Source organism: Nonomuraea sp. NPDC002799, from assembly GCF_053592075.1.
Map to the genome: position 1 here is coordinate 40,172 of NZ_JBSFVA010000006.1, position 21,863 is coordinate 62,034.

The following is a 21,863-nucleotide window of genomic DNA, read 5'->3' on the forward strand; positions in this document are numbered from 1 at the left end:
GATGTCAAGTGAACTTGACATCGTCTCGGATGCCTCTATCGTGTCAAGTGTACTTGACTTCTCGCGGCAGGAAGGGCAACCCGTGCAAGCACACGACGAGACCGGGGCCTATCGGGACTCGATCAAGACAACCGCTCGACTTGTGCTCTGGACACTGGTCTGGCTGGTGACCCTCGCCTTGGCCAGGTTCGGTCCCGAGCTCTTGTGGGACTCGCGGCAACCGGTGGCGAGCTGGGCCGCGGTTGCCGTCAATCTTGTCGCCGGCATCGGATGGATCGTCGCCTACGGGCGCTTCATCCGAGGACAAGATGAGTTGCAACGGAAGATCCTGCAGGATGCGCTGGCGGTCACCCTTGGAGTGGGGTGGGTCGGCGGATTCGCCTATGTCGTCGCGGACAACGCCGGCCTCGTCGTCTACGACGTCGATACCGCAGTCCTCCCCGCACTCCTGGGCGCCGCCTACGTGATCGCCTTCTTCGTCGGCAAGATCAGGTACCGATGAAGAACCGCATCACGACTTTTCGGGCCGAACGCGCCTGGACGCAGGCTGACCTGGCTCAGCGTGTCGGCGTGTCCAGGCAGACGATCAACGCGATCGAGACGGGGAAGTTCGACCCGAGCCTCCCCGTCGCCTTCCGTCTCGCCAAGGTGTTCAACCTGAAGATCGAAGAGCTCTTTCTCGACGATCAATGAAGCGCCTCGGGCGTAGCCTGCACGAGCCGACCAGGGATGTAGTCACGAATCGTGCCACGCTTGACGGTTCCAGGACAGGGGCACCGCTGTCGGCCACGGCGTCATCGTCGTCGGAGCGTTCAGCATCGCTTGCAGGCACGGCGTTCAGAGCGGCTTCCAGCGGGTGGCTCAGCGTTTGCGGCCCTTGCCGGTCGTGGCTCGGCGGTCGTGTGGGCCGCTTGTCGGTCGCGTCCGAAAGGCGCCAGTGCCCGCTGCTTCAGCACGCTTGGCTGGGTGCCTGCACGCCACGCGTACCTGCCTGAACGGGAAACATGTCTACCACCACGCTCGCCCGGCCCCGCTCGCCTTTCATCGGCTGGCTCGCGGTCACCTCGCTCATGCTGGGCATCTTCGCCATCGTCACCAGCGAGATCCTGCCCATCGGCCTGCTGACCGCCATCGGCGCCGACTTCGGCATCTCCGACGGCATCACAGGGCTGACCATGACACTGCCCGGCATCGTCGCCGCGGTCGCCGCACCCGTCGTCACACTGACCACCGCGCGCCTGGACCGCCGCGTGATGTTGTGCGTCTTCATGGCGGTGCTCGCCGCCGCCGACGTGCTGGCCGCGGTGGCGACCTCCTACTGGGTCATGCTGATCTCCAGGGTGCTGGTCGGCCTCACCATCGGTGGCTTCTGGTCGATCGGGGCCGGGCTGGCCGGCCGCCTGATGCCGCCGCGCGCCGTAGGCGCCGCCACCGCTGTGATCTTCTCCGCCGTGCCACTGGGCTCCGTGCTCGGCGTGCCGGCCGGCACCTATATCGGCACCCTCGCCGGCTGGCGAACCGCCTTCCTGGTGCTGGCCGTGCTGGCCATCCTGGTCCTGGCCGCCCTGCTGATGCTGCTGCCGCCGCTGCCCGCCCACCAGGTCACCAGCCCTCGCGTCCTGCTCGACCTGCTGCGCGCACGAGGTGCCACCATCGCCCTGCTGGCCACCTTCCTCATCGTCTTGGCCCACTTCGGCACCTACACCTACGTCACGCCGTTCCTCCAGGACGTCACCGGCCTGTCTCCCGCAGCCGTCAGCGCCGTCCTGCTCGCGTACGGCGTCGCCGGAATCGCCGGCAACTTCCTGGCCGGCAAAGCCACCGCCACACACCTGCGAGCCGCTTTCGCGACCTGCGGATGCCTGATCGCGGCCACCACCCTGCTGCTGCCCTCGGCAGGCGGCTCGACCGTCGGCGCCGTGGTGTCGCTCGTGGTCTGGGGCCTGGCCTATGGAGGCGTACCCGTCCTCTCGCAGGCATCGTTCATCGCCGCGGCCCCGCACACGCCCGAAGCTGCCACGGTCGTCTTCACCTCCTCCTTCCAGGCGACCTTCGCCCTCGGCGCGTTCCTCGGAGGCCGCGTCGTGGACTCCTTCTCGGTCTCCACCGTGATGATCTGGGGCGGGCTGACCGCTCTGCTCATGGCGGTATCCCTGGGGTCGCTCACCAGATCCCGCTGAGCCGGCGCCCCGCGTACGGTGTCGTCAACAGCGTGACGGGATCAGACCGCTGAGGACTGGGACGAGGTGAACGGGATGGGTGTTGAAGGGCCTATCGAGCAGGCCAGGCTTTTATACGAGCGCGCTGTCTACGCCGGCGATGTCGGTGTGCTGGCGGAGGCGGACCGGGAGCTGGACAAGGTCGAGGCTGATCTTGCGTTGGCCCGGGGCCGGGTCATGCACGCGCGGTTTCTGGAAGAGCGGCGCGAGGATCCGCTTGAGCTGACCTTGTTCGAGCGGGCGGCGGAGCTGTATCGGATGCTCGGCGATGCGACCGGCGAAGCCGAGTCGCTGTTCTGGGTGGGCTGCTTTCACCAGGTCGTACGGGGTGACAACGGTGCAGCCGTCCCCCTTCTTGAGCAGGCATGCGACTTGGCCGCGCAGGCTGGAGACCGGCGTACCCAGTCCGAGGTGCTTCGGCATCTGGGGATCGCGGAGCATTCCGCGGGCCGGTTGGACGCTGCGCGGGAGCACTTGGAGGAATCGGTACGGCTGCGCCGGGAGATCGGGCTGCTGGCCGGTGTCGCGGCCAATCAGGTCGGGCTGATCTACATCGCCGCCGCACAAAACCGTCGTGGCGACGCGCTGGCGCTGGCGGAGGAGGCATACGGCACCGCCGAGGCCTGCGGGGCGGAACGCATCAAGCGCCAGGTCGTGGAAGCGCGTACCCAGATCATGACGCCGACCGGCGATCAGGGCGCGGCCCAAGCTTAGAGGGCACCCTGAGCCGCTCGAACGTCCGCCATCGTCCTTCCACGGGGAAGGACGACGGCGGATCCGGCTCACCGGCGGGTGTCAGCGGCGCCAGACCACCGCTGAGGGCGTGGTCGCGTCGATGGTGACATCACCGTTCCAGGAGAGGAAGGACGGCTGGGGAAGATAGTCCTGTCCCAGGAAGAAGCCACGCTTGATGCCGGTGACGTGCACCACGGCGCCGTTGTCCGTGCCGGCCACGACACGGTTGGCGGTGATCTCCTCGATGTCGTCGGCCGTCGTGCCGGGCGGCAGTTCCACCGTGGTCGCGGCCGAGTCGTCCCGCTGGATGGACCAGGTGGGGTCGACGTGGTTGGACACGTAGACGGTGGCACCGCTCTTGAGCCGCACGCCGATGGAGACGCCCACCCAGGACGACCCGGTGTTGGGCCGGTCGGTCGTCTTCTTGATCACCGCGTACAGATAGTTGCGCTGGTCGCTCACCTCCGGCGTGGCAGGTGTCGTGTCCGACGCGGCCTCGATCTTGCCCTCCCTGATCATCTCCTTCGACATGATCTGGTAGGTCCAGGCGTTGGTGTCCATCATGTACTCGCGGGCCTGGTCGGCCGGCCGCGTCTGCAGCGCCGACAGGAAGAACCGCATCGGATCGGTGACTTGGTCGCACATGTTGTTGTTGCTGGTGCAGGTCTCCAGGAGGGCGTGGTCGCCCTCGTACTTGCCGGAGAAGTGCAGCGTCTGGTGGTTGGCGGCCTGATAGGTGTCGCTGCCCGCGACCCGGTTGCCGTGCTCGTCCACCTCCACGTCGTAGATCCACTCGATGTCGGTGGTGCGGCCCCAGCGGGCCATCAGCGCCGGCGTGTTGGTCCCGCCGTCCTCGTTGCTCCACACCACGGAGTAGGTGAGCTTCGTGCGGCCGGGCGCCGTCCCGGGCCCGGACTCGTGCCAGGCGATGAGCGGCGTGTCGGTCGTCGCGTTCTGGTCAGGGGTGCCCAGGTCGGCGTTGCTGCGGCCGTGGACGATCGGGGCGTAGCGCAGTGCCAGGTAGTCGGCGCTCCCTGGCGTGTACGTCGTCACCTTCACCGCGTCGAGCCGGACGGAGCTGCTCCCCGCCGCGGATCGTTCGCCGGCGAAGTGCAGGCGCAGTTTGTGCGGTCCTGCCTCGACCCCGCCGAGAGCGAGTTGCCGGTGCTGCGGCTGGTCACCGGAGACGACGAGGTCGGTGGCGTAGCGGTTGTCGACGTAGATCGACACGACGGCCGACTCGCCGCCCTTCACGGCCCAGTCCGTGCCGGGCGCGGCGGCGTTCAGGTCGATGAGCGCTTCGCCGGACCTCTTCACCACGAAAGGCACGCGTACGTCGGAATGGTCGCGGCGGATCTGGATCTGCCGGCCGTGAGCGGCTTGGTCCTGGTCGACCTGCGCCATGGCCGGGGCGGCAAGCACCGCCACCGTTGCGGCGACCGCTGCCGAGGTGGTCAGCAATTGGACAACTCGCATCAGAGTTCTCTCCGTCGAGGGGATGGGCCGCGAAGGCGCGGTTTGAGCAAGTATCAGACCTAATGATCGGACGTGACCGATCGACCAACCCCGAGAAAGCAGTCATTGAAGATCAGGGCAACGCGCCGGCGGCGACGGCTGCCCGCGCCATGGCCAGGTACCGTCCCGTGTGTCACCATGCGCGAGTGATCGAAGTGCAGCCGGACGCGTCCTTGCCGCACGCGCAACCCGGCCGGCGGATCGCCACGGCGGGCGTGGTGGGGATCATCCTGCCTGTTGCTCTCCTGGCGTGGGCGGCCTTGATGGCCAGGCTCTTTCCCCAATCCCCGCAATGCGGCGAATACACCGAATGTCTTGGCCATCTCGTCCAGACGTGGGAGTCCGGGCGTTGGGTCGCGATCGTGATCGCCTGGCCGCTGCTGCATCTCCTGCGCGTACGGCCCTCCTGGCCGGTGGCGATACTCGCCGCCCTTTTCCTGACGGCCATCTGGCAGGTCGCCGAAGCGTTGTTGCCCGTATCGCTTGCCGGGGCCTTCGCCCTCATCATCTTCAGCGGAGTGATCGCGTATCCGGCCGCGGCCTGGCTGGCCATGCGGCGCAGGCGGGCCGGTACGAGGTCGAGATCATCCTGAGGTTGGCCGTCCCTGCATGATTGCGTGCGCTGGTTACCGACGGAATAAATAGGCAGCGAATGCAATTATCGTGAGAGTTCTTCCGCGTGCGGGTGACGCGCCTCTCGCCCGGCGGCTACCCCTCAGGCGCGTACCAGGAGTTCACGCATGGCCTCCCTGTTCACCCCGTTCCCCCTCAGGTCGCTGACCATCCCCAACCGGATCTGGATGGCGGCGATGTGCCAGTACAGCGCAGAGCCGGAGGGGGAGAGGGTGGGCGCCGCGACGGACTGGCACTTCGCCCACCTCGCCGCGCGCGCCTCCGGGGGGACCGGCCTGATCGTCACCGAGGCCACCGCTGTCAGCCCCGAGGGCCGGATCTCCCCTTATGACCTCGGCATCTGGAACGACACCCAGGTAGCCGCGTTCCAGCGCATCACGGCGTTCCTGAAGTCGCAGGGCACCGTTCCCGCCATCCAGCTCGCCCATGCCGGACGCAAGGCGTCCACCGAGCGCACCTGGGTCGACGGCGGGCGCGCGATCACCCCCGACGAGCCGTACGGCTGGACTCCGCTGGCCCCCAGCGCGATCCCCTTCGCTCCCGCGTCGACGACGCCCGAGGAACTCGACGCGGACCGCATCCGCGCGATCGTCCAGGAGTTCGCCGCCGCCGCCCGGCGCGCGCTCGAGGCCGGATTCGAGGTCGCCGAGCTCCATGGCGCCCATGGTTACCTGCTTCACCAGTTCCTCTCCCCGCACAGCAACCACCGCACCGACGAGTACGGCGGCTCGTTCGAGGGCCGGACCCGCTTCGCCCTGGACGTCGTCGACGCCGTACGCGCGGTGTGGCCCGAGGAGCTGCCGGTCTTCTTCCGCGTCTCCGCCACCGACTGGCTCACCGAGAACCCCGAGGATGACCGCGACGGCTGGACGGCGGCCGACACCGTCCGCCTCGCCAAGGAGCTCCAGGCCCGCGGCGTGGACCTGATGGACGTCTCCACCGGCGGCATCGCCTCCGGCGCCAAGATCGAGGCCGGCCCCGGTTACCAGGTGCCCTTCGCCGCGCAGGTCCGCGACGAAGCCGGAATGCCCGCCGCGGCCGTCGGCATGATCACGGAGCCTGCCCAAGCCCAGCAGATCATCACCTCGGGCCAGGCGGACGCCGTCCTCCTGGGCCGCGAACTCCTGCGCGACCCCTCCTGGGCCCGTCGGGCCGCAGAGGAGCTCGGGGGCCAGGTCGGCGCCCCCGTCCAGTACCACCGCGCCTGACCCGGCTCGGCGTCGGGTTCTATGCCAGGAGGAGGGCTCTGTCCCAGGCCGGCGGTGTGTCGGTCGCGGCGGCCAGGAGCGCGAGGATCACCCCGGCGGCACCGTCGAGGAATCCGGGCCGGGCGGCCACCACGGCAGCGTCGGACGACAGAAAACCTTCGGTGAGTTCGGCGGCGGCGTGGGCGAGCTCCGGGTCCTTGGTGTCATGGGCGAAGCGAGAGGTGACGTGGAGCAGGCCCGCGAGTCCGTGACACAGGCCCGCGGCGCCGGGGTCCAGGTGGCGCGTCGTGGTGCGTCGGTGGACGGCCTTGACGGCCTGCACCGCGAGGTCGCGCAGGGCGGGATCGTCGAGTGCGACCGCGGCGAGCCACAGGGACCTGGCGATACCAGGGGTGCCGATGCACCAGGAGGAGCGGACGACCCGGGGACGGGTGGGGGCGGGGCGGCCGGGAGGGGCGATCTGCCCGGACCAGTGGGGCCCGTGTTCGTCGTCGAGGCGTTGCGCGGCGAGCCAGTGGGCCGTGCGGGTGATGGCCTGGGTCTGCCCGGGGACGACGAGGCCGGCGGAGCGGGCGAGGGAGAGCAGGGCGAGCGGGCCGGCGACGCCGTGGGCCAGGCTGCAGTCCAGGAGCCCGTGGGGGAAGTCCTGGCGTGTCGGGACGTGCCGGATCTCTGCTGCGGGGGTGTGCCAGCGGGGTGTGCCGGTGTGTTCGCCGCACAGGCCCACCAGGGTGGCCAGGACGGCGCACAGGGTGTGCCGGGTCGCCGGTTCGTGCCGGCGGCACAGCAGGTAGGCGCCGGTGCCGGTGAGCCCGGAGACGAGGTCGAAGGTGCGTACGGGCACGCCGCCGGGGTGGTTGCCGAGGGCGTGGGCCCGTGCGGTGGTCTCCCGCAGCAGGGTGTCGTGGACGGTGGGCAGCACGTCCGGGTCTCCGGTGAGGGTCCAGGCGGCGAAGGCGAGGCCGCCGGAGCCGCCGAACAGGCCAGGGAAGGAGCTCGGCAGGCGACGGGCTCCGGCGGCCGAGGCGGCGAGGTAGCCGCGGGCCGGGGCGTCCCAGCCGTGTCCTGGCAGGCTCAGGTCGAGGTGGTGGTAGGCCAGGGCGAGTCCCGGGCCGCCTGCCTCCAGGTCGGGCCGCACGCACGCGGGGGTTGGGCGCGGCTGCCCGGCCAGGGTGGCGACCAGGTCGAGGGCCGCGGTGGCGGTGTCTGGGGGAAGCACCGCGCTCCACTGCCCCACCGAAGGTCTCCGTTGCTCGGGAAGGGTGCGCGGCCACCCGGGGTGGTCGCGCACCGTGTTCGGGTTATGCCGGGGGTGTGCGGCCACCAGGGGCGGCCGCACACCGCGTTCGTGCTACGCCGGCGCGGCGTCGGGCTCGCGGTCCGCGCAGCGTGGCGGATCGGTGCACTGGCCCGAGGTGTGGTCGGTGTCGCAGCACATCATGGGCTCCAGCGCTTGCGCGTCGGTTTCGGGCAGTTCCTGGAGTTCGAGGATGTGGCTGTCCATGGTGGTGTCTCCTCTTCTTGTGGTGCCCGGCGGTCAGTCGGTGTCGACCAGCCAGGCGCGGTTCCCGCCGTGTTCGAGTCGCAGCAGGAAATCCAGGACGCCGGCCAGGCCGACGTTGTAGGCCGCGCTGACCTCGCGCAGAGTGTCGTCGGGGATCAGCAGCCGCCCCTCACGCACGGTGGCACGGGCGCGCAGGCAGGCGGCGGTCTGCGCGGCCCAATCGCGGTAGCGGCTCTCGCCGGTGGCGTCGGCCATGTCGAGCAGGAGTTCGCCGTTGCCCGCCGCCCCGTGGCAGGTGCTCGGGCCCAGCCGGGCGCGGTCGCGGTGGACGGCGTGCGCGGCGCGTTCGGCGTACTCGCGAAAGCGCGGCTCGCCGGTGGCGCGCCACAACCGGATCAGGAACGTGCCGATGCCGGAGGCGCCGTGACACCAGAAGTTCACACCGGTGCGTTCGGCCTCTCCGGGCTCCTTGGGCCAGTCGGCGGCGTCGCCGCTGACGCGGGCGGCCGTGCAGAGGACGTGCCCGGCCTCGGTGGCGACCTCGACGAGGTCCGCGCGGTCCAGGGCACGGCCCGCGGCCAGCAGGAAGGCGGCCTTTCCTGCGGTGCCGTGCGCGAATCCGTACGGCATGGAGGCGAACGCCGCGCCGCGGCCGGACCCACCGGCGCCGGTCAGGTGCAGGAGCCGGTCGGCGCAGTGGGAGACGCGTTCGGCGAAGCACGTCTCGCCGGTGGCGTGCCACAGGTGCAGTTGGGCCAGGCCGGCCCCGGCGAGGCCGTGGCAGATGTCGGGGCCGGTGCCGTCGAGCGGGATGCTCAAGGCGTAGCGGCGTGCCGAGCCGGCCAGTTCGTCGTCGCCGAGGGTGCGGGCGGCGTCATGCAGCGCCCAGACGGTGCCGGAGCGGCCGAAGTACAGGCCGGGCAGGACTCGGTCGGGGTCGGCCAGCCGGCGGTCCAGCCAGTGGGCCGCGGTGCGCAGGGTGGGTTCGGCGGTGTGCCGGCCGCAGCGCACGGCTCGGTCGAGGACGGCCAGCACGCCGGCCGCGCCCAGCTGGATGGCGCACGGGTCGCCGGGCGGGGCCGAGCGGGGGCGTGGCCACAGGTGTTCGCCGCCCGGGGTGATGGTCGCGGCCAGGTGCTCCAGGCCGTCGTCGATCAGCCGCCGTCGGGTGTCGCGGGTCAGCGCCGGGCCGGCGGTCACGGGAGCGGTGACGCCGGGCTCCCTGAACAGGAAGCCGGCGGCCTCTTCGATCGTCCAGCGGCCCGGAAGGTCGGCGGTCAGGCCCAGGATGAGGGGAGCGAGGGCGCGCAGCGCGGGCGCGGCGGGGGCGGCGGTGTCCACGAGCGCCGCGATGCGCTCGCCGGCGCCGCGCCGGGCGGGGGAATCCGCGGCGAGCTGGGGGATGAGGCCGCCGGCCACGTGCAGGAGGGTGGCCCCCAGGCTGTAGCAGTCCACCGCCGGGCCGGGCGCGGGCGGGGCTGCCCCGTCGGGGTGGTCGAGGTATTCCGGTGCGGTGAACCCGCGGGTGCCCACCACGGGGGCGCGCTCGCCGACGCGGATCGCACATTCCAAGTCGATCAGGACGGGCGCGTCGTCGGGCGTGACCATGACGTTGCCGGGCTTGAGGTCGCGCAGCACGAACCCGGCGGCGTGGGTCGCGCCGATCAGCCGGGTGAGTTCGCGGGCGAGCCGGCAGGCGACCGGAGCCGGGATCGGGACGCCGTCGCGCGCCAGCCGCTCGGCACACCACCGTGCCAGGGTCGTTCCGGGGATCAGGTCCTGTACGAGGAAGACATGCCCGGCTTCCTCGAACACCTCGCGCACCGCCGGAGTGATGCCCAGCGGTGCGAGCCGCGCCAGGACGCCGCCCTCGTGCCGCAACCAGTGCCGGGCGTCCCGGCCGGACACGTCGGCGCCCACGTGCGGCCGGGCCTCCTTGATCAGCACGTCCTCGCCGGTGTGCCGGTCCCGCGCCCGGTAGATGCCGCCGCGGTTGGCATGGCGGATGGCCTCCTCGACGTGATAGCGGCCGGCCAGGACCACCGGATCGCCGCGCCGCCGCCCGGATCCGGCGGTCACGGGCGGCTCGAACGGCAGCCGGGCCCAGGGCGGGGGCGAGAACCACGGGTTGCGCTCGTCCACGACGAACGTCCCGTCCGGGGCCCGCAGCACCCCCTCGTACAGTCCCTCGTCGTTGAGGCGGCGCACGGACGCGAAGCCCCCGTAGCGATAATGGACGAGACTGCCGGGCCGGTAGCGCCGATCGGAGAGGATCGCGGGCCCGGCCAGGCCGAGCGTGGCCTCGTGCAGCAGCCCGGCGAGCGTGCGCAACTGCTCGTCGTCGGCCGGATACGCGGTGAGGAACTTGCCTGAGTGACCACGCGGGGCTCGGGCGGAGACGAGATCTGCGGTGACCTCAGGCGAGACCGCGAATTTGAAGGCGCACCCGTGTGTGACCAGGACTCGCGCCGCGCGCTCAAGGACGTGCGGCGCGGACGGCGGGGTCGCCGACAGGTGCAACTTCCAGCCCTGCTCCCGGCGGGTGTGACGCGGCGGGGTGACCATGCACCAGGTCTCGCCGTCGCGCAGTGTCCACCCGGGGCTGGGGCTCTCCGACAGCAAGCGATGGGTAATCGATTGGTAACTCGCGGTCACCATTGGAGGATAGCCGGGTAGCGGAGTGGCCGCCACCTGCGCAGTTTCTCAAGAACTGTGTCAAAAGCCGGTCAGGGACGGGGCTCCCTCATGCTCAGCGGACGAAGGCTCGCTCGACGGTGCCCAACTCCAGATCGACGAGATGCGCATCAGGAAAGCGGAGGTCTGCCCAGAAGTCGCCGGGACCGTGCAGGCCCAGCCGTGCCCTCATCCACACGGTCATCGCCATGCCATGGGTCGCCACCACGAGCGGGCGCCCGCCGGAGAGCGCGAGATGATCGGCGATCCCGGCGTCGAAGCGCTCGGCGACCTCGGCTCGCGGCTCCCAGCCGGCGTGATCCACGCCTTCCACGTAGGCGCGCCGCAGCTCGCGGAAGTTGCCCTCCCACGGCTCCACGCGAACGACCTCATTGAACCGTGGATCACGCGTGACCGCGTCGCCGCCGCTCAGAGTCTGCCAGGCCTTCGGCTCGTCGCTGGCGACGAAGCGGGCGTCTTCGGGCAGATGGGCGATCAGCCGCCGGGCCGCCTGCCGCCCCTCGGTGCTGAGCGTCCATTCGTGCGCCGGGACCGTCGGTCCGTACGCGGGCATGGCGTGGCGGACCAAGAGCAACATCTGCGGAATTGTAGAGCGCCGCGAGCACGAGGCATCAGCGGAGACGGGTGACGGTATCCCGTCCGATCATCGGGATCGTCCTGTGACCACGGTGCTTTCTTGTCAGAGTCAGCTGCCAAGATGTCGGCATGGCCGAATGGGAACCGAAGTCTGATCTTCGCCACTATCTGCAGGTGGCTCGCGAAGCCCTGCTGTGGAAGCTCAACGGTCTCTCGGAGTACGACATCCGCCGGCCGCGCACACCTACCGGCACCAACCTGCTGGGGCTGATCAAACACGTCGCCACCGTGGAGGCAGGCTACTTCGGCGACGTCTTCGGACGGCCGTTCGCCGAGCCACTGCCGTGGATAGCGGACGACGCCGAAGTGGACGCCGACCTGTGGGCGGCCGCCGACGAGTCGCGCGAGCAGATCGTCGGGCTCTACCACCGCGCCTGGGCGCACTCCGACGCGACGATCGACGCGCTCGGGCTGGACGCGATCGGTGAGGTGCCGTGGTGGCCGGAGGAGAGGCGCCGGGTGACGCTGCACCGGATCCTGGTGCACGTGATCTCCGAGACCAACCGGCACGCCGGGCATGCCGACATCGTTCGGGAGCTGCTCGACGGCGCCGCCGGGCTGCGGCAGGACAACCACAATCTGGCGCCGGGCGACCAGACCTGGTGGGAAGACCGTCACACCCGGCTGGAGCAGGCGGCTCAGGCCGCCGGCCAGCCCGGACCCCGCACTTGAAGCGAGGAACACCGGCAGACTCGGTGAAACCGATCCGCGAGGCGCTCGCGCCCTTGACCGTCCGGGACTTCCGCCGCTACTACTTCGGGCATACCGCCTCGACGTTCGGGGACGCGCTCACCCCTTTGGCGATCGCGTTCGCCGTCCTGCACCTCACCGGATCGCCCGCCGACCTCGGCCTCGTCATCCTGAGCACCCGGATCCCCATCATCGCGCTGAGCCTGCTCGGCGGTGTCCTCGGCGACCGTTTCTGCCGGCGCGACGTCATGCTGGTCGCCGACCTGATGCGCTTCCTCGCCCAGGGGGCCACCGCGGCGCTGCTCCTCAGCGGGACGGCCCACATCTGGATGATCGTGGTTCTGCAACTCGTCGCGGGCATGGGATCCGCCCTCTTCAATCCCGCCTCCGTCGGCCTCGTGGTCTCGCTCGCGGGCAGGGAACGGGTGCAGGAGGCCAACTCGTTGTTGTCGATGTCGCGCAGCATCACCTCGATCCTGGCGCTCAGCGTGGCCGGAGCACTGGTGGCGACCGTGGGACCTGGGTGGGCGATTCTGGTCGACGCGGCCACGTTCCTGGTGAGTGCGGCCTTTCTGTCGCGGCTTCCGCGCGCGCTCGCCGCGCAGCGCCTGGCGGCGAGCACCGGGCTGCTGGCCGGCATCAAGGGAGGTCTCGCGGAGGTCGCCGGGCGATCGTGGTTGTTGGTGTCGGTCGTCCATGTGGCGTTGACCAACCTGGTCGTGGTCGCGCCGTTCCTGGTGCTCGGCCCGTATGTGGCGGACGAGCAGCTCGGCGGAGCGCCGGCCTGGTCCGCGATCGGCGTCGCGTACGCCGTCGGAGGGCTCACCGGCGGCTTGGTCGCGGTTCGATGGAAGCCTGCCCGTCCCGTGGGTGCGACGTTGGCCGTGTTCCTGCTGATGACGCCGCTGCCGGTGCTCCTGGCGGTGCCCGCCGCCCTCTGGCTGCTGTTGCCGGCCGCTTTCCTGGCCGGTCTGGAGCTGGTGATCTACAACGTTCTGCAGACCAGCACCCTTCAGCGCCACGTACCCGACCATCTCATCGCCAGGGCCGGCTCCGTCGTCATGCTGGGCTCGCTCGCGGCGGCCCCTTTGGGCATGGGTCTCGCCGGACCCGCGGCGCTGCGATTCGGCACTGGCACCGTCCTCGTGGCCGGCGCGGTCCTGGCCACTCTCGCCACCGTAGCCGCCCTGTTCGTTCCGTCGGTGTGGCAGATCAGAGACGACCCCAGGGCAGACGAACCGGCCGAAACCGCTCAGGCCGACGCGGGCAGAGCGAGGGCCTCTGGCTAGAAAATCACGGCTGGAAGCCGTACTCTCCCTATAAGGTGCGCCAGTGGACAATCTGGAAGACCTCATCATCGTCCGGCGACTGCGCGTCCCGATCGGGGACGAGCCTGCCGATGCTCATCCGGGATGGGGAGAGGTGGCCGCCCGCCAGCTCGACGCGGCGCTGCTGAGTGTCGGCTTCACCTGCTCGGCGGCCCTGCTCGAACGTCTGGCGGGGCTGCGCGGCGAGACCGTGGTCGATCTCGGCGTCCGCGTTCTGGCCGCCGTCCGCACGTTGGTGGGCGACCATGTCCAGCACAACGCCTACTTCATCGACTTCCCCAAGAACGTGCCCGACACCGTGGAGTTCTGGGCGGGTCTGCTGCGCGAGGCCCTGCTCGATCCGGTCGCCGCCACGCGCGTCCAGCCGGCCACGCTGAACCTGCTGGCGCTGCCGGGCTACGGCCGTTACCAGCACGGCTACGCCGATCTGCTGGCCGCGCACGCGGAGCTGGTCCCGCTCGCCGGCGACCGGGTGACCGTGCTGGACCTGGGCGCGAGCCTGGAGGCGGAGGCGCGCGAGCTCTACTTCTCGCTCGCGGGTTCCGAGGCGCCGCTCGCGGAGGAGGACCTGGCGGCGCTGCGTACCCTGGCCGCGTTCTGCGCCGATGAGCCGGAGCGCATCCCGGTGCGCGAGAACCGCGCCGTCGTCAACGAGGTGCGCCTGGCGGCAGGACGGCCGCTGCTGGTGGACACCGTGACCGACGTGCTCCGGCTGGCCTGCGGTGTCTCCGGTGGCGATGTCACGCTGACGAGGCCGACCAGGTTCCGCTCGTTCCGCCGCGCCGAACGCCGCATCCTGCTCCAGGCTCTGGACGCCGTCGCCACCCCGGCCAAGCTCGGCGACGTGTCACGGCACCGCGAGCCGTGGAAGCGGCTCGGCGAGCGGCTGCACCCGCACGAATACCCGAAGTTCCCCCGCGCCGCCCACGTCTTCGAGGTGGCCAGGGGCGTGCGCCGGGCCGCGGGCTTCGACAGCCGCGTCGAGGCCGTGTTGTCGGACGGGCGGATCGGCGACGCCGTCGACCTGCTGGAGCACGCGCCCGGCGCGCTGCTGCGCCGGCTCGACCACCTGCTGAGGTCGGGCCACTCCGCGCCGGCGGTGCTGGACGCCGCGGAGCGGGCCGCGACGGGCGCGTCCGGGCGGGTCCTGCTCTCGCTGCGCGAGCACCTGCAGAACCGGCTCGCCCCGGCCGCCGGTCGCATCTTCACCAACCGGCAGGGCCGAGCGTGGGCGGCCTCCGACGACCGCCCGCCGCTGGGCGAGGAGGTTCTGTCGCGGGCGGTCGCCATCCTGGATGAGGAGATCACCCGCCGCCTGCCCGACCCCGGTGAGCTGATCATCGATCCCGACGTGCTCGACGTCGCCCTGCCGCTGTCGGGCAAGGCCGTCGTGCCCGGGCTGGGGATGTTGCCGCGCGGCTCGGTGTCGGCGGTGGACGGCGAGCTGCTGCGGTTCTTCGTGCACTGGCGGCAGGCCGAGCGTCGTACCGACTACGACCTGTCCGCGCTCATGCTGGACGCCTCCTACGGCGATCCCGAGCAGATCTCGTGGACGAGGTACACCAACGGCTTCGCCCGATACTCCGGCGACCTCATCGACGCCGCGGACGGCGCGTCGGAGTTCATCGACGTCCGGCTGGCCGACGCGACCCGGCCGATCATCATCCCGCAGGTCAACATCTTCACGGGGGAGGCGTTCGACGAGGTCGCCGAGGTGTTCTTCGGATTCATGACCAGGGACGCCGAGCAGGAGGGCCGCCCGTTCGAGCCGCGTACCGTGCGGATGAAGTCCGATCTGCGCGGCTCCGGGGGCATCGCGCTGCCGCTCGCCTTCGTGCGCGGCGACGACGGCCGCTGGCAGGCGAAGTGGCTGCACCTCTACCTGAAGGGACGCCCGGGCTTCAACCAGGTGGAAGGCAACCGCGTCACCGCTTCCCTGCTGGTGCGCTCGATCATCGAACGCGATCACCTGCGGGTCCGCTATCTGGCCGGCCTGCTGCGGACGAAGAGCTCGTCGGCGGAGCACACCACGTTCATCGGGTTGCGGGCGCCGGCCGACCTGCCGGCGAACGCGCGGGTGTACACGCCGGGGACGCTGCACGAGCTGATCCCCGCCTGATAAAGTGAAGATCGTGAGGCCATTCGCGGGCTTCCTTCTCACCTGGTTCGAATCCAGGTAGGACCCCCTAGGGGGCCTGCTGGTACATCTAGCTCGCGAGCCTTCCTCACGATCGGTTCGTCACGAACCTTGTCCGGCGCGCCCGGTCGCATCCGAGCCGGTCTGGGCCGCCACCGCCGCCCAGACGCGAGCCGCTGCCCGCTCGGCCAGGCACCCTCATCCCCGCGTTCCTGACCGCACATCGCAGATCTTGTCCGGCCTGGCGCCGTAAGCCTGTCCCGTTCCCCGCAAGACGGAGGTGTCATTCGTGTCCGAGCCGTTGTGGCCCGAAGAACTTGTCAGCACCGGTACCGAACGGGAGGTGCTGGAGGCGTTCCTCGACTGTCATCGCCGGGAGATCAAGGCGAAGGTCACCGGGGTCTCCGAAGCGGACGCCCGACGGCGGGTCGTGCCGTCCTTGACGACCTTGGCAGGATTGATCGCGCATGTGACGGCAGTGGAGAAGAACTGGTTCCAGCGTCTGCTGGCGCAGCGTGATCCCGCCGACATCCCCGGCAACTCCCGCGGGGATGACCAGAGCTGGGAGCTGGGTCCGGAGGACACTCTCGACGGCCTCATCGCGGACTACGACAAGGTGTGCGAGGAGAGCCGGCACATCGCCGCCGGATTCACGCTCGACGACGCGGTGCCGTCGAAGCGACTCGGTCAGGTGTCATTGAGATGGATCTACATCCACATGATCGAGGAGACCGCCCAGCACGCCGGGCACGCTGACATCCTGCGCGAACTCATCGACGGCGCCACCGGACTGTGAAGGGCTTCGGAGTGGATCCGAAGCCCTTCACCTAGCCGTTCAGGGTGTGCGCGGGCAGGTCGCGGAGGCGGCGTAGCGGGGTGGCCAGCAGGATCAGCCCGCTCAGCGCGAACAGGCCCAGCATCACCCACAGAGCCGTCCGTACGGAGAACGCGGTGGCCAGGGTCCCCGCCAGCAGGGCGCCGAGCGGGATGGCGCCGAAGTTGACCACCTGGACGCTGGTGCTCACCCGGCCCATCAGCTCGGAGGGCACGTACGTCTGGACGAACCCCGAGAAGATCACGTTTCCGGCGACGATGCCGCCGATGATGACGAGACTGCCCACGACGAACAGCACCAGGCCCGCGCCCCGGTCGGCACACGCGATCAGCAGGCCCGCCGGCGCCAGCCCGGCCTTGCCCAGCAGGACGGCTCGCGCACTGCCCACCTTCGCCGCCAGGGGACGGGCGGCGAAGGCGCCGATGACGCCGCCCACGCTGGTGGCGGCGATCAGCACGCCGGTCGTGCCCGGAGCCAGGGCGAGGTCGCCGACCAGGAAGAGCACGATCAGGGACTGGTAGCCGGTCAGCGCCAGGTTCGACACGCAGCCGTAGAACATGTTGCCGCGCAGCAGCGGGTCGCCGATCACCGTGCGCATGCCCTCGCGGATCTCGCTGCGCAACCGGCGCCGGGGGCGCGGTTCGATCGTCTCGACGTGCTTGACGCCCATCAGGCACAGCGCCGACACGGCGAAGCTGGCGGCGTCCACGATCAGGGCGCCGACCGCGGAGAAGAGCTGGGCGAGCAGCCCGGCGATGCCCGGACCAGCCAGGTTGGCCACCTGCTCGCTGCCCTGCAACTTGGCGTTGGCCTCCAGCAGGTCCGGCCCGCTGACCAGGGACGGCAGGTAGGCCCGGTAAGCGGTCGTGAAGAACACCTTCGCGGTGCCCGTGGTCAGAGCGACGGCGATGAGGTGAACGGTGGTCAGAACGTCCAGGAACGCCGCGATCGGCACGCTGAGGAAGGCGGCCATCGACACCCAGTCGGCGACCAGCATCACCGTGCGCCGCGACAGCCGGTCCACCCACGCGCCGGCGGGCAGGCCGATCAGCAGCCAGGGCAGCCAGGCCGCCGCCGCGAGCACGCTGACCGCGAACGCCGAGGCGTGCAGCACCGTCACCGCGACCAGCGGCAGGGCGACGCTCGTGACGGCGCTGCCGAAGCTGCTGGTGCTCTCGCCGATCCAGAGCAGCCGGAAGTCGCGCTGACGCAGCAGGCCGAAGCGGGGCGGCCGGATGGTGGTCGTGGTCATGGCTGCGCCGGAACGCCGCGCGCGAAGGTGAAGACGGTGGCGCGCTCCTGCCCGTCCTCGGGGATCTCCCGCTCGGACCAGCGGTTCATCACGCCGGTGATCTCGGCGGCGAACTCCGCCAGCTCCTCGTCGGTCACGGTCAGCCAGGTCTCGGTGGAGAACGGGCCGCGTTGCCAGCGCTCCTGCTCGGACTGGGGCTGGTCGGCCCAGCGTCGCACGTGGCCGGTCTGCCGATCCAGGTTGAGCGACTCCAGGGCGCGGGCGATGGCCTCTCCGGCGGCGTCCGCCATGAAGTCGGCGGAGGACCAGCACAGGGTCTGCGAGGTCCGCTGCCACCAGCGCTCGCGCCGGTCCTTGGCCAGCTCGGGGGCCTCCGCGATCAGGCCGGCGCCGGCCAGCGTGCGCAGGTGGTGGCTGACGTTGCCCACGGCCTCTCCGGTGTGCTGGGCGAGCATGCTGGCGGTGGCCGGGCCGTTCAGCTTGAGGAGGTCGAGCAGCCGTCTTCGGGCGGGGTGCGCCATGGCGGCGAGCACCCGGGAGTCGGTGATGGAAGCACTCTCGTGGGACGACATGGCGCTCACCGTAGTTGTACAACAAGATTCGTGCAACAGCCCTTGTACAAGGTTTCTTGTTGTAGGTGCGCAGGGAAGTGTTACTGCCGGTCCGAGGGCGGGGCGGGCGTCCTGGGCCTATGTTGCCGATGAGAAGACCCACTGGCAGAGGAGTCGTACCGTGCGTATCACAGCGGCCCTGACCGAGACCCGAGGCGCTCCCTTCGCCCTGACCCCGCTTGAGCTGGACGATCCCCGGCCGGGCGAGGTCCTCGTGCGGATGGTGAGCTCCGGCGTCTGCCACACCGACCTGATCGTCCGCGACCAGTGGTATCCGGTGCCGCTGCCCGCGGTGCTCGGCCACGAAGGGGCGGGGGTCGTCGAGGCGGTCGGCGGCGGCGTCGGTTACGTGGCGCCCGGCGATCACGTCGTGCTCACGTTCAACTCCTGCGGCGGTTGCCGCATGTGCGATCACGGCCGTCCCGCGTACTGTGACGGGTTCTTCGCCCGCAACTTCGCGGGCGCGCGTCCCGACGGCAGCTCGCCCCTGCGCCGGGAGGGTGGCGCGGACGTGCATGGTGTCTTCTTCGGGCAGTCCTCGTTCGCGACGTATGCCCTGGCCACCGAGCGCAACGTGGTCAAGGTCGACAGGGACGCGCCCCTGGAGCTGCTCGGGCCGCTGGGCTGCGGCGTCCAGACCGGCGCGGGCGGCGTGCTGAACTCGCTCGACCCCCCGGCGGGCAGCGACATCGCGGTCTTCGGCGCGGGCTCGGTCGGCATCAGCGCGGTCATGGCGGCCGTGATCGCGGGCTGCTCCACGATCGTCGCCATCGACCTGAACGAGCGGCGCCTCGAACTGGCCAGGGAGCTCGGCGCCACCCACGCCATCGACGCCGCCCTCGACGACCCGGTGGAACGGCTGCGCGACCTCACCGGCGGCCTCGGCTTCGACTACACCATCGAGACCACCGCGGTCCCCAGCGTGTTGCGCCAGGCGGTCGACGCGCTCGGCAACGGCGGCACCTGCGGCGTGATCGGCGCCGCGGCCCTCGGCACCGAGGTCTCGCTCGACATGTCCTCGTTGTTGTTCGGCCGGAGTGTGCGCGGCATCGTCGAGGGCGACAGCGTGCCGCGCCGGTTCATCCCCAAGCTGGTCGACCTGCACCGGCAGGGCCGGTTCCCGTTCGACAGGCTGATCAGGACGTACGCCTTCGAGGACATCAACCAGGCGGTGGAGGACTCCGAGAAGGGGAACACCCTCAAACCCGTGCTGACCTTCGCCTGAGACGCCGGGAGCGGGCGCCGGGTCAGCCGAAGCCGTTGGGGCAGAGGAAGGATCTGATGCTGCCCGGCGCGCTCGCGAGCAGGGCCGGCCCGTTGTCCACGGAGCAGAAGTTGCTGCCGATCTCGGCGTCGACGAACGAGGTCGTGTTCCGCTTCGCGATCAGCTTGATGCCGCCGACGCCGGCGGAGTCGAGCTCGGCGGCCACCCAGGTGCCTGCGCAGAGCTTGCGCGCGACCCTGACGTCCGACGGCAGGGTGCCGCCGTTCAGGACTCTGGCCTGGCGGATGATCGAGCTCGCGGACACGCACGGTATGGCGGCGGGCGAGCTGCGGGTGCTCGTCCTGTCGTTGGTGGGCGTCTCCTTGGGGGACTTGGTCTTGGTGGGCGTCTCCTCGGGGGTGTCGGTCTCGCTGGGCGTTTCCTCCGGGGTGTCGCTCTCGGTGGGCGTCTCCTCCGGGGTCTCGCTCGTGTCCGGTTCCGGGCTTTCGGCGCGGGTGGACGCGGGTGAGTCGCTCGGGCTCTGGAGCGCCCCCTGTGTTCCCGCCGAGCTCGCCGCGAACACCGCGCCGACGGCCACGATCGCCACCACCACGGCCGCGGCGGGCCACAGCGGGATCACGAGGTGCCTGCCCTGCCTCGGCAGGGGGATGGTGCCCGTCCTGAGGGCGCTGAGCAGGTCGGACGCGGTGGGCCTGGCCGCGCGGTCCTTGGCGAGCGCGCCGCGTACGAGGTCGCGCACGTGCGCGGGCACCCCGGACAGGTCGGGGTCGACGCTCATGACGCGGTAGGCGAGGACGTCGGGGGCTCCGGTGCCGAACGGCGGTCGTCCCGTCGAGGCGTACACCATCAGCGCGCCCCAGGCGAAGACGTCGGCCGCGGCGTTCGCCTGGTCGCCCCGGTACTGCTCGGGGCTGATCCAGCCGGGCGTCCCGATCAGCGCGCCGGTGCCGGTGAGCCCGCTCTCGTCGAAGGCGCGGGCGATGCCGAAGTCCAGGACCTTCGCGCCGGAGCCGGACAGGATCACGTTTCCGGGCTTCAGGTCGCGGTGCACGATGCCGGCCCGGTGGATGTCGGTGAGCGCCTCGGCGATGTCCACGCCGAACGAGAGCAGCTGATCCGACCGCAGCGGCGCGTTGTCCTGTACGTACGTGCCGAGGGTCGGGCCGGCGACGAACTCGGTGGCCAGCCAGGGCGGCGCCGCGGCGGTGTCGGCGGCCAGCACCGAGACCGTGCAGCGCCCGCGTACCCGGGACAGGAGATCGACCTCGCGGACGAACCGGTCGCGGAAGTGCGGGTCGGCGGCTAACCCCGGATGGATGACCTTGACCGCGACCCGGGCGCCGTCCGGGCCGACGCCCGCGTAGACCACCCCCATGCCGCCCGCGCCCATCCGGCCCACGATGCGGTAGGGCCCGATCGTCTCGCGCTCGTCCATCTCCAGGGGGCCGAAGCCGCCGGGGTCGCTCATCGAGGCTCCCGATCGCCGGATCATCGCAACAGCAGTGATCATATTGACCGCCGCTCCGGTGCGCTCGCCGTGGAGGTGTCCGCTGTCAGCGGAGTGGGTCCGCTGTGAGTGAATCCGGCCGGGCGGGTGGTGATCGTGGTGCTTAGGTGTTGCCATGGAGATTCTGGTTCTGGGTGGAACGGCATGGCTGGGCAGGGAGGTGTCGCGGCAGGCGCTGGCGCGCGGTCACCGGGTGACGTGCCTGGCCCGTGGCGAAAGCGGGCAGGTCGCGGACGGCGCGACGTTGGTGGCCGCCGACCGGGGCGCCGCTTCGGCCTATGATCCGCTGCTCGGCCGCGATTGGGACGCGGTCATCGAGGTCTCCTGGCAGCCGGGCTTCGTCCGGGCCGCGCTCGACGCGCTGGGCGGCAGGGCCCGGCACTGGACCTATGTCTCCTCCGTCAGCGCCTACGCCTCCCATGCCACGCAGGACGCGGACGAGTCCACGACGCTCCTCGCCCCGACGGATCTCGGCGAGGTCGGCAAGGAGCTCTACGGCGAGGCGAAGGTCGCCTGCGAGCAGGCGTCGGCGGCCGTCGTGGGCGACCGCCTCCTGATCGCGCGCGCGGGTCTCATCGGCGGGCCGGGCGACCACAGCGGGCGCTCCGGCTACTGGGTGGCCCGGGCCGCCCGCGATCCGCGCGGGCCGCTGCTGGTCCCCGATGAGCCGGCCGCGGCGACCCAGGCCGTCGACGCGCGCGACCTCGCCGCCTGGCTGCTCGACGCCGCGGAGAAGGGGATCGTCGGCACGTACGACGCGGTCGGTCCTGTCGTCCCGTTCGGGAAGTGGGTCGAGTTGTCCCGCGTGGCCGGCGGGCACACCGGTCCGGTGGTCACCACCGCCTCGGCATGGCTACTCGCCAACGGGGTGACGGAATGGATGGGGGCGGAGTCGCTGCCGATGTGGGTGGTCGAGCCCGGTTGGGAAGGGTGGTCGGCACGGAGCGGGGCCGCGGCGCTCGCGGCGGGGCTCTCGCATCGCCCCCGGGAGGAGATGCTGGCCGACACGCTGCGCTGGGAGCGTGAGCAGGGTCTGGAGCGGGACCGGCGCGCCGGTCTCAGCGTCCGGCGCGAGCGCGAGCTGCTCGACGCCCTCGCCCGCGCATGACGCCCGCCCCCTGCTCTCGCCGGCCG

Annotated in this window: 20 protein-coding genes; 12 read left to right on the forward strand and 8 right to left on the reverse strand. The window is 70.9% G+C overall.

The features are described 5' to 3' along the window. Positions 1–82 precede the first annotated feature (82 nt). The 4 genes from ACWD0F_RS13655 (at position 83) to ACWD0F_RS13670 (ending at position 2,933) form a co-directional block, all read left to right on the forward strand. Positions 83–502, forward strand: a complete 420-nt coding sequence (locus ACWD0F_RS13655) for a hypothetical protein (RefSeq protein ID WP_449875094.1) — start codon at positions 83–85, stop codon at positions 500–502. Further along, positions 499–693 carry a helix-turn-helix transcriptional regulator gene (locus ACWD0F_RS13660; RefSeq protein WP_449875095.1) on the forward strand — a complete coding sequence of 65 codons (195 nt, stop codon included), beginning with the start codon at positions 499–501 and terminating at the stop codon, positions 691–693. Before ACWD0F_RS13655 ends, ACWD0F_RS13660 begins: the two co-directional genes overlap by 4 nt. A 311-nt stretch (positions 694–1,004) precedes the next feature. After that, entirely contained in the window at positions 1,005–2,180 is a 1,176-nt protein-coding gene (locus ACWD0F_RS13665) for an MFS transporter (protein ID WP_449875097.1), read from the forward strand. Between the two features lie 75 nt (positions 2,181–2,255). Beyond that, the gene (locus tag ACWD0F_RS13670; RefSeq protein WP_449875099.1) at positions 2,256–2,933 is read left to right on the forward strand and encodes a tetratricopeptide repeat protein; all 678 of its coding nucleotides are present in this window, start codon (positions 2,256–2,258) and stop codon (positions 2,931–2,933) included. An 81-nt stretch (positions 2,934–3,014) separates the two neighbouring features. On the opposite strand, the gene ACWD0F_RS13675 is transcribed toward ACWD0F_RS13670, so the two are convergent. Continuing rightward, positions 3,015–4,430 (reverse strand): hypothetical protein, encoded by a 1,416-nt coding sequence (locus ACWD0F_RS13675; RefSeq protein ID WP_449875101.1) that lies wholly within the window; start codon positions 4,428–4,430, stop codon positions 3,015–3,017. Between the two features lie 62 nt (positions 4,431–4,492). On the opposite strand from ACWD0F_RS13675, the gene ACWD0F_RS13680 reads away from it, so the two are divergent. Both ACWD0F_RS13680 and ACWD0F_RS13685 read left to right on the forward strand, forming a co-directional pair. Then, positions 4,493–5,062, forward strand: a complete 570-nt coding sequence (locus tag ACWD0F_RS13680; protein ID WP_449875103.1) for a hypothetical protein — start codon at positions 4,493–4,495, stop codon at positions 5,060–5,062. Positions 5,063–5,209: 147 nt separating this feature from the next. Beyond that, positions 5,210–6,310 (forward strand): NADH:flavin oxidoreductase/NADH oxidase, encoded by a 1,101-nt coding sequence (locus ACWD0F_RS13685; protein ID WP_449875105.1) that lies wholly within the window; start codon positions 5,210–5,212, stop codon positions 6,308–6,310. A 19-nt stretch (positions 6,311–6,329) separates the two neighbouring features. Here the strand turns inward: ACWD0F_RS13685 and ACWD0F_RS13690 are convergent, their stop codons facing one another. The 4 genes from ACWD0F_RS13690 to ACWD0F_RS13705 all read right to left on the reverse strand — a co-directional run bounded on the left by ACWD0F_RS13690 (position 6,330) and on the right by ACWD0F_RS13705 (position 11,085). Next, complete coding sequence (locus ACWD0F_RS13690; protein WP_449875107.1) at positions 6,330–7,529, reverse strand: lanthionine synthetase C family protein; 1,200 nt, start codon at positions 7,527–7,529, stop codon at positions 6,330–6,332. Positions 7,530–7,661: 132 nt separating this feature from the next. Next, positions 7,662–7,814 carry a hypothetical protein gene (locus tag ACWD0F_RS13695; RefSeq protein WP_449875109.1) on the reverse strand — a complete coding sequence of 51 codons (153 nt, stop codon included), beginning with the start codon at positions 7,812–7,814 and terminating at the stop codon, positions 7,662–7,664. Between the two features lie 33 nt (positions 7,815–7,847). Continuing rightward, positions 7,848–10,436, reverse strand: a complete 2,589-nt coding sequence (gene lanL / locus ACWD0F_RS13700; protein ID WP_449875111.1) for a class IV lanthionine synthetase LanL — start codon at positions 10,434–10,436, stop codon at positions 7,848–7,850. A gap of 127 nt (positions 10,437–10,563) precedes the next feature. Further along, positions 10,564–11,085, reverse strand: coding sequence for a histidine phosphatase family protein (locus tag ACWD0F_RS13705; RefSeq protein ID WP_449875113.1), 522 nt, complete (start codon positions 11,083–11,085; stop codon positions 10,564–10,566). A gap of 128 nt (positions 11,086–11,213) precedes the next feature. Here ACWD0F_RS13705 and ACWD0F_RS13710 point away from each other — a divergent pair, with 128 nt between their 5' ends. The 4 genes from ACWD0F_RS13710 (at position 11,214) to ACWD0F_RS13725 (ending at position 16,095) form a co-directional block, all read left to right on the forward strand. Further along, a complete protein-coding gene (locus ACWD0F_RS13710; RefSeq protein ID WP_449875115.1) occupies positions 11,214–11,816 on the forward strand; it encodes a DinB family protein in 603 nt (200 codons plus the stop codon). Between the two features lie 23 nt (positions 11,817–11,839). Next, on the forward strand, positions 11,840–13,123 hold the full coding sequence (locus ACWD0F_RS13715) for an MFS transporter (RefSeq protein ID WP_449875117.1): 1,284 nt from the start codon (positions 11,840–11,842) through the stop codon (positions 13,121–13,123). A 43-nt stretch (positions 13,124–13,166) separates the two neighbouring features. Beyond that, positions 13,167–15,281 (forward strand): hypothetical protein, encoded by a 2,115-nt coding sequence (locus ACWD0F_RS13720; RefSeq protein ID WP_449875119.1) that lies wholly within the window; start codon positions 13,167–13,169, stop codon positions 15,279–15,281. 307 nt (positions 15,282–15,588) lie between these two features. Next, complete coding sequence (locus ACWD0F_RS13725) at positions 15,589–16,095, forward strand: DinB family protein (RefSeq protein WP_449875121.1); 507 nt, start codon at positions 15,589–15,591, stop codon at positions 16,093–16,095. 31 nt (positions 16,096–16,126) lie between these two features. On the opposite strand, the gene ACWD0F_RS13730 is transcribed toward ACWD0F_RS13725, so the two are convergent. Further along, a complete protein-coding gene (locus ACWD0F_RS13730; protein ID WP_449875123.1) occupies positions 16,127–17,386 on the reverse strand; it encodes an MFS transporter in 1,260 nt (419 codons plus the stop codon). After that, a complete protein-coding gene (locus ACWD0F_RS13735) occupies positions 17,383–17,958 on the reverse strand; it encodes a helix-turn-helix domain-containing protein (protein WP_449875125.1) in 576 nt (191 codons plus the stop codon). The genes ACWD0F_RS13730 and ACWD0F_RS13735 overlap by 4 nt, the downstream gene beginning before the upstream one ends. 160 nt (positions 17,959–18,118) lie before the next feature. Here ACWD0F_RS13735 and ACWD0F_RS13740 point away from each other — a divergent pair, with 160 nt between their 5' ends. Then, positions 18,119–19,222 carry an NAD(P)-dependent alcohol dehydrogenase gene (locus tag ACWD0F_RS13740; RefSeq protein ID WP_449875127.1) on the forward strand — a complete coding sequence of 368 codons (1,104 nt, stop codon included), beginning with the start codon at positions 18,119–18,121 and terminating at the stop codon, positions 19,220–19,222. Between the two features lie 22 nt (positions 19,223–19,244). Here ACWD0F_RS13740 and ACWD0F_RS13745 read toward each other — a convergent pair whose 3' ends face one another. Continuing rightward, a complete protein-coding gene (locus ACWD0F_RS13745; RefSeq protein WP_449875129.1) occupies positions 19,245–20,690 on the reverse strand; it encodes a protein kinase domain-containing protein in 1,446 nt (481 codons plus the stop codon). A 154-nt stretch (positions 20,691–20,844) separates the two neighbouring features. Between ACWD0F_RS13745 and ACWD0F_RS13750 the strand changes: the two genes are divergently transcribed. Then, positions 20,845–21,837, forward strand: a complete 993-nt coding sequence (locus tag ACWD0F_RS13750) for an epimerase (RefSeq protein ID WP_449875131.1) — start codon at positions 20,845–20,847, stop codon at positions 21,835–21,837. The last annotated feature ends 26 nt before the right edge of the window (positions 21,838–21,863 follow it).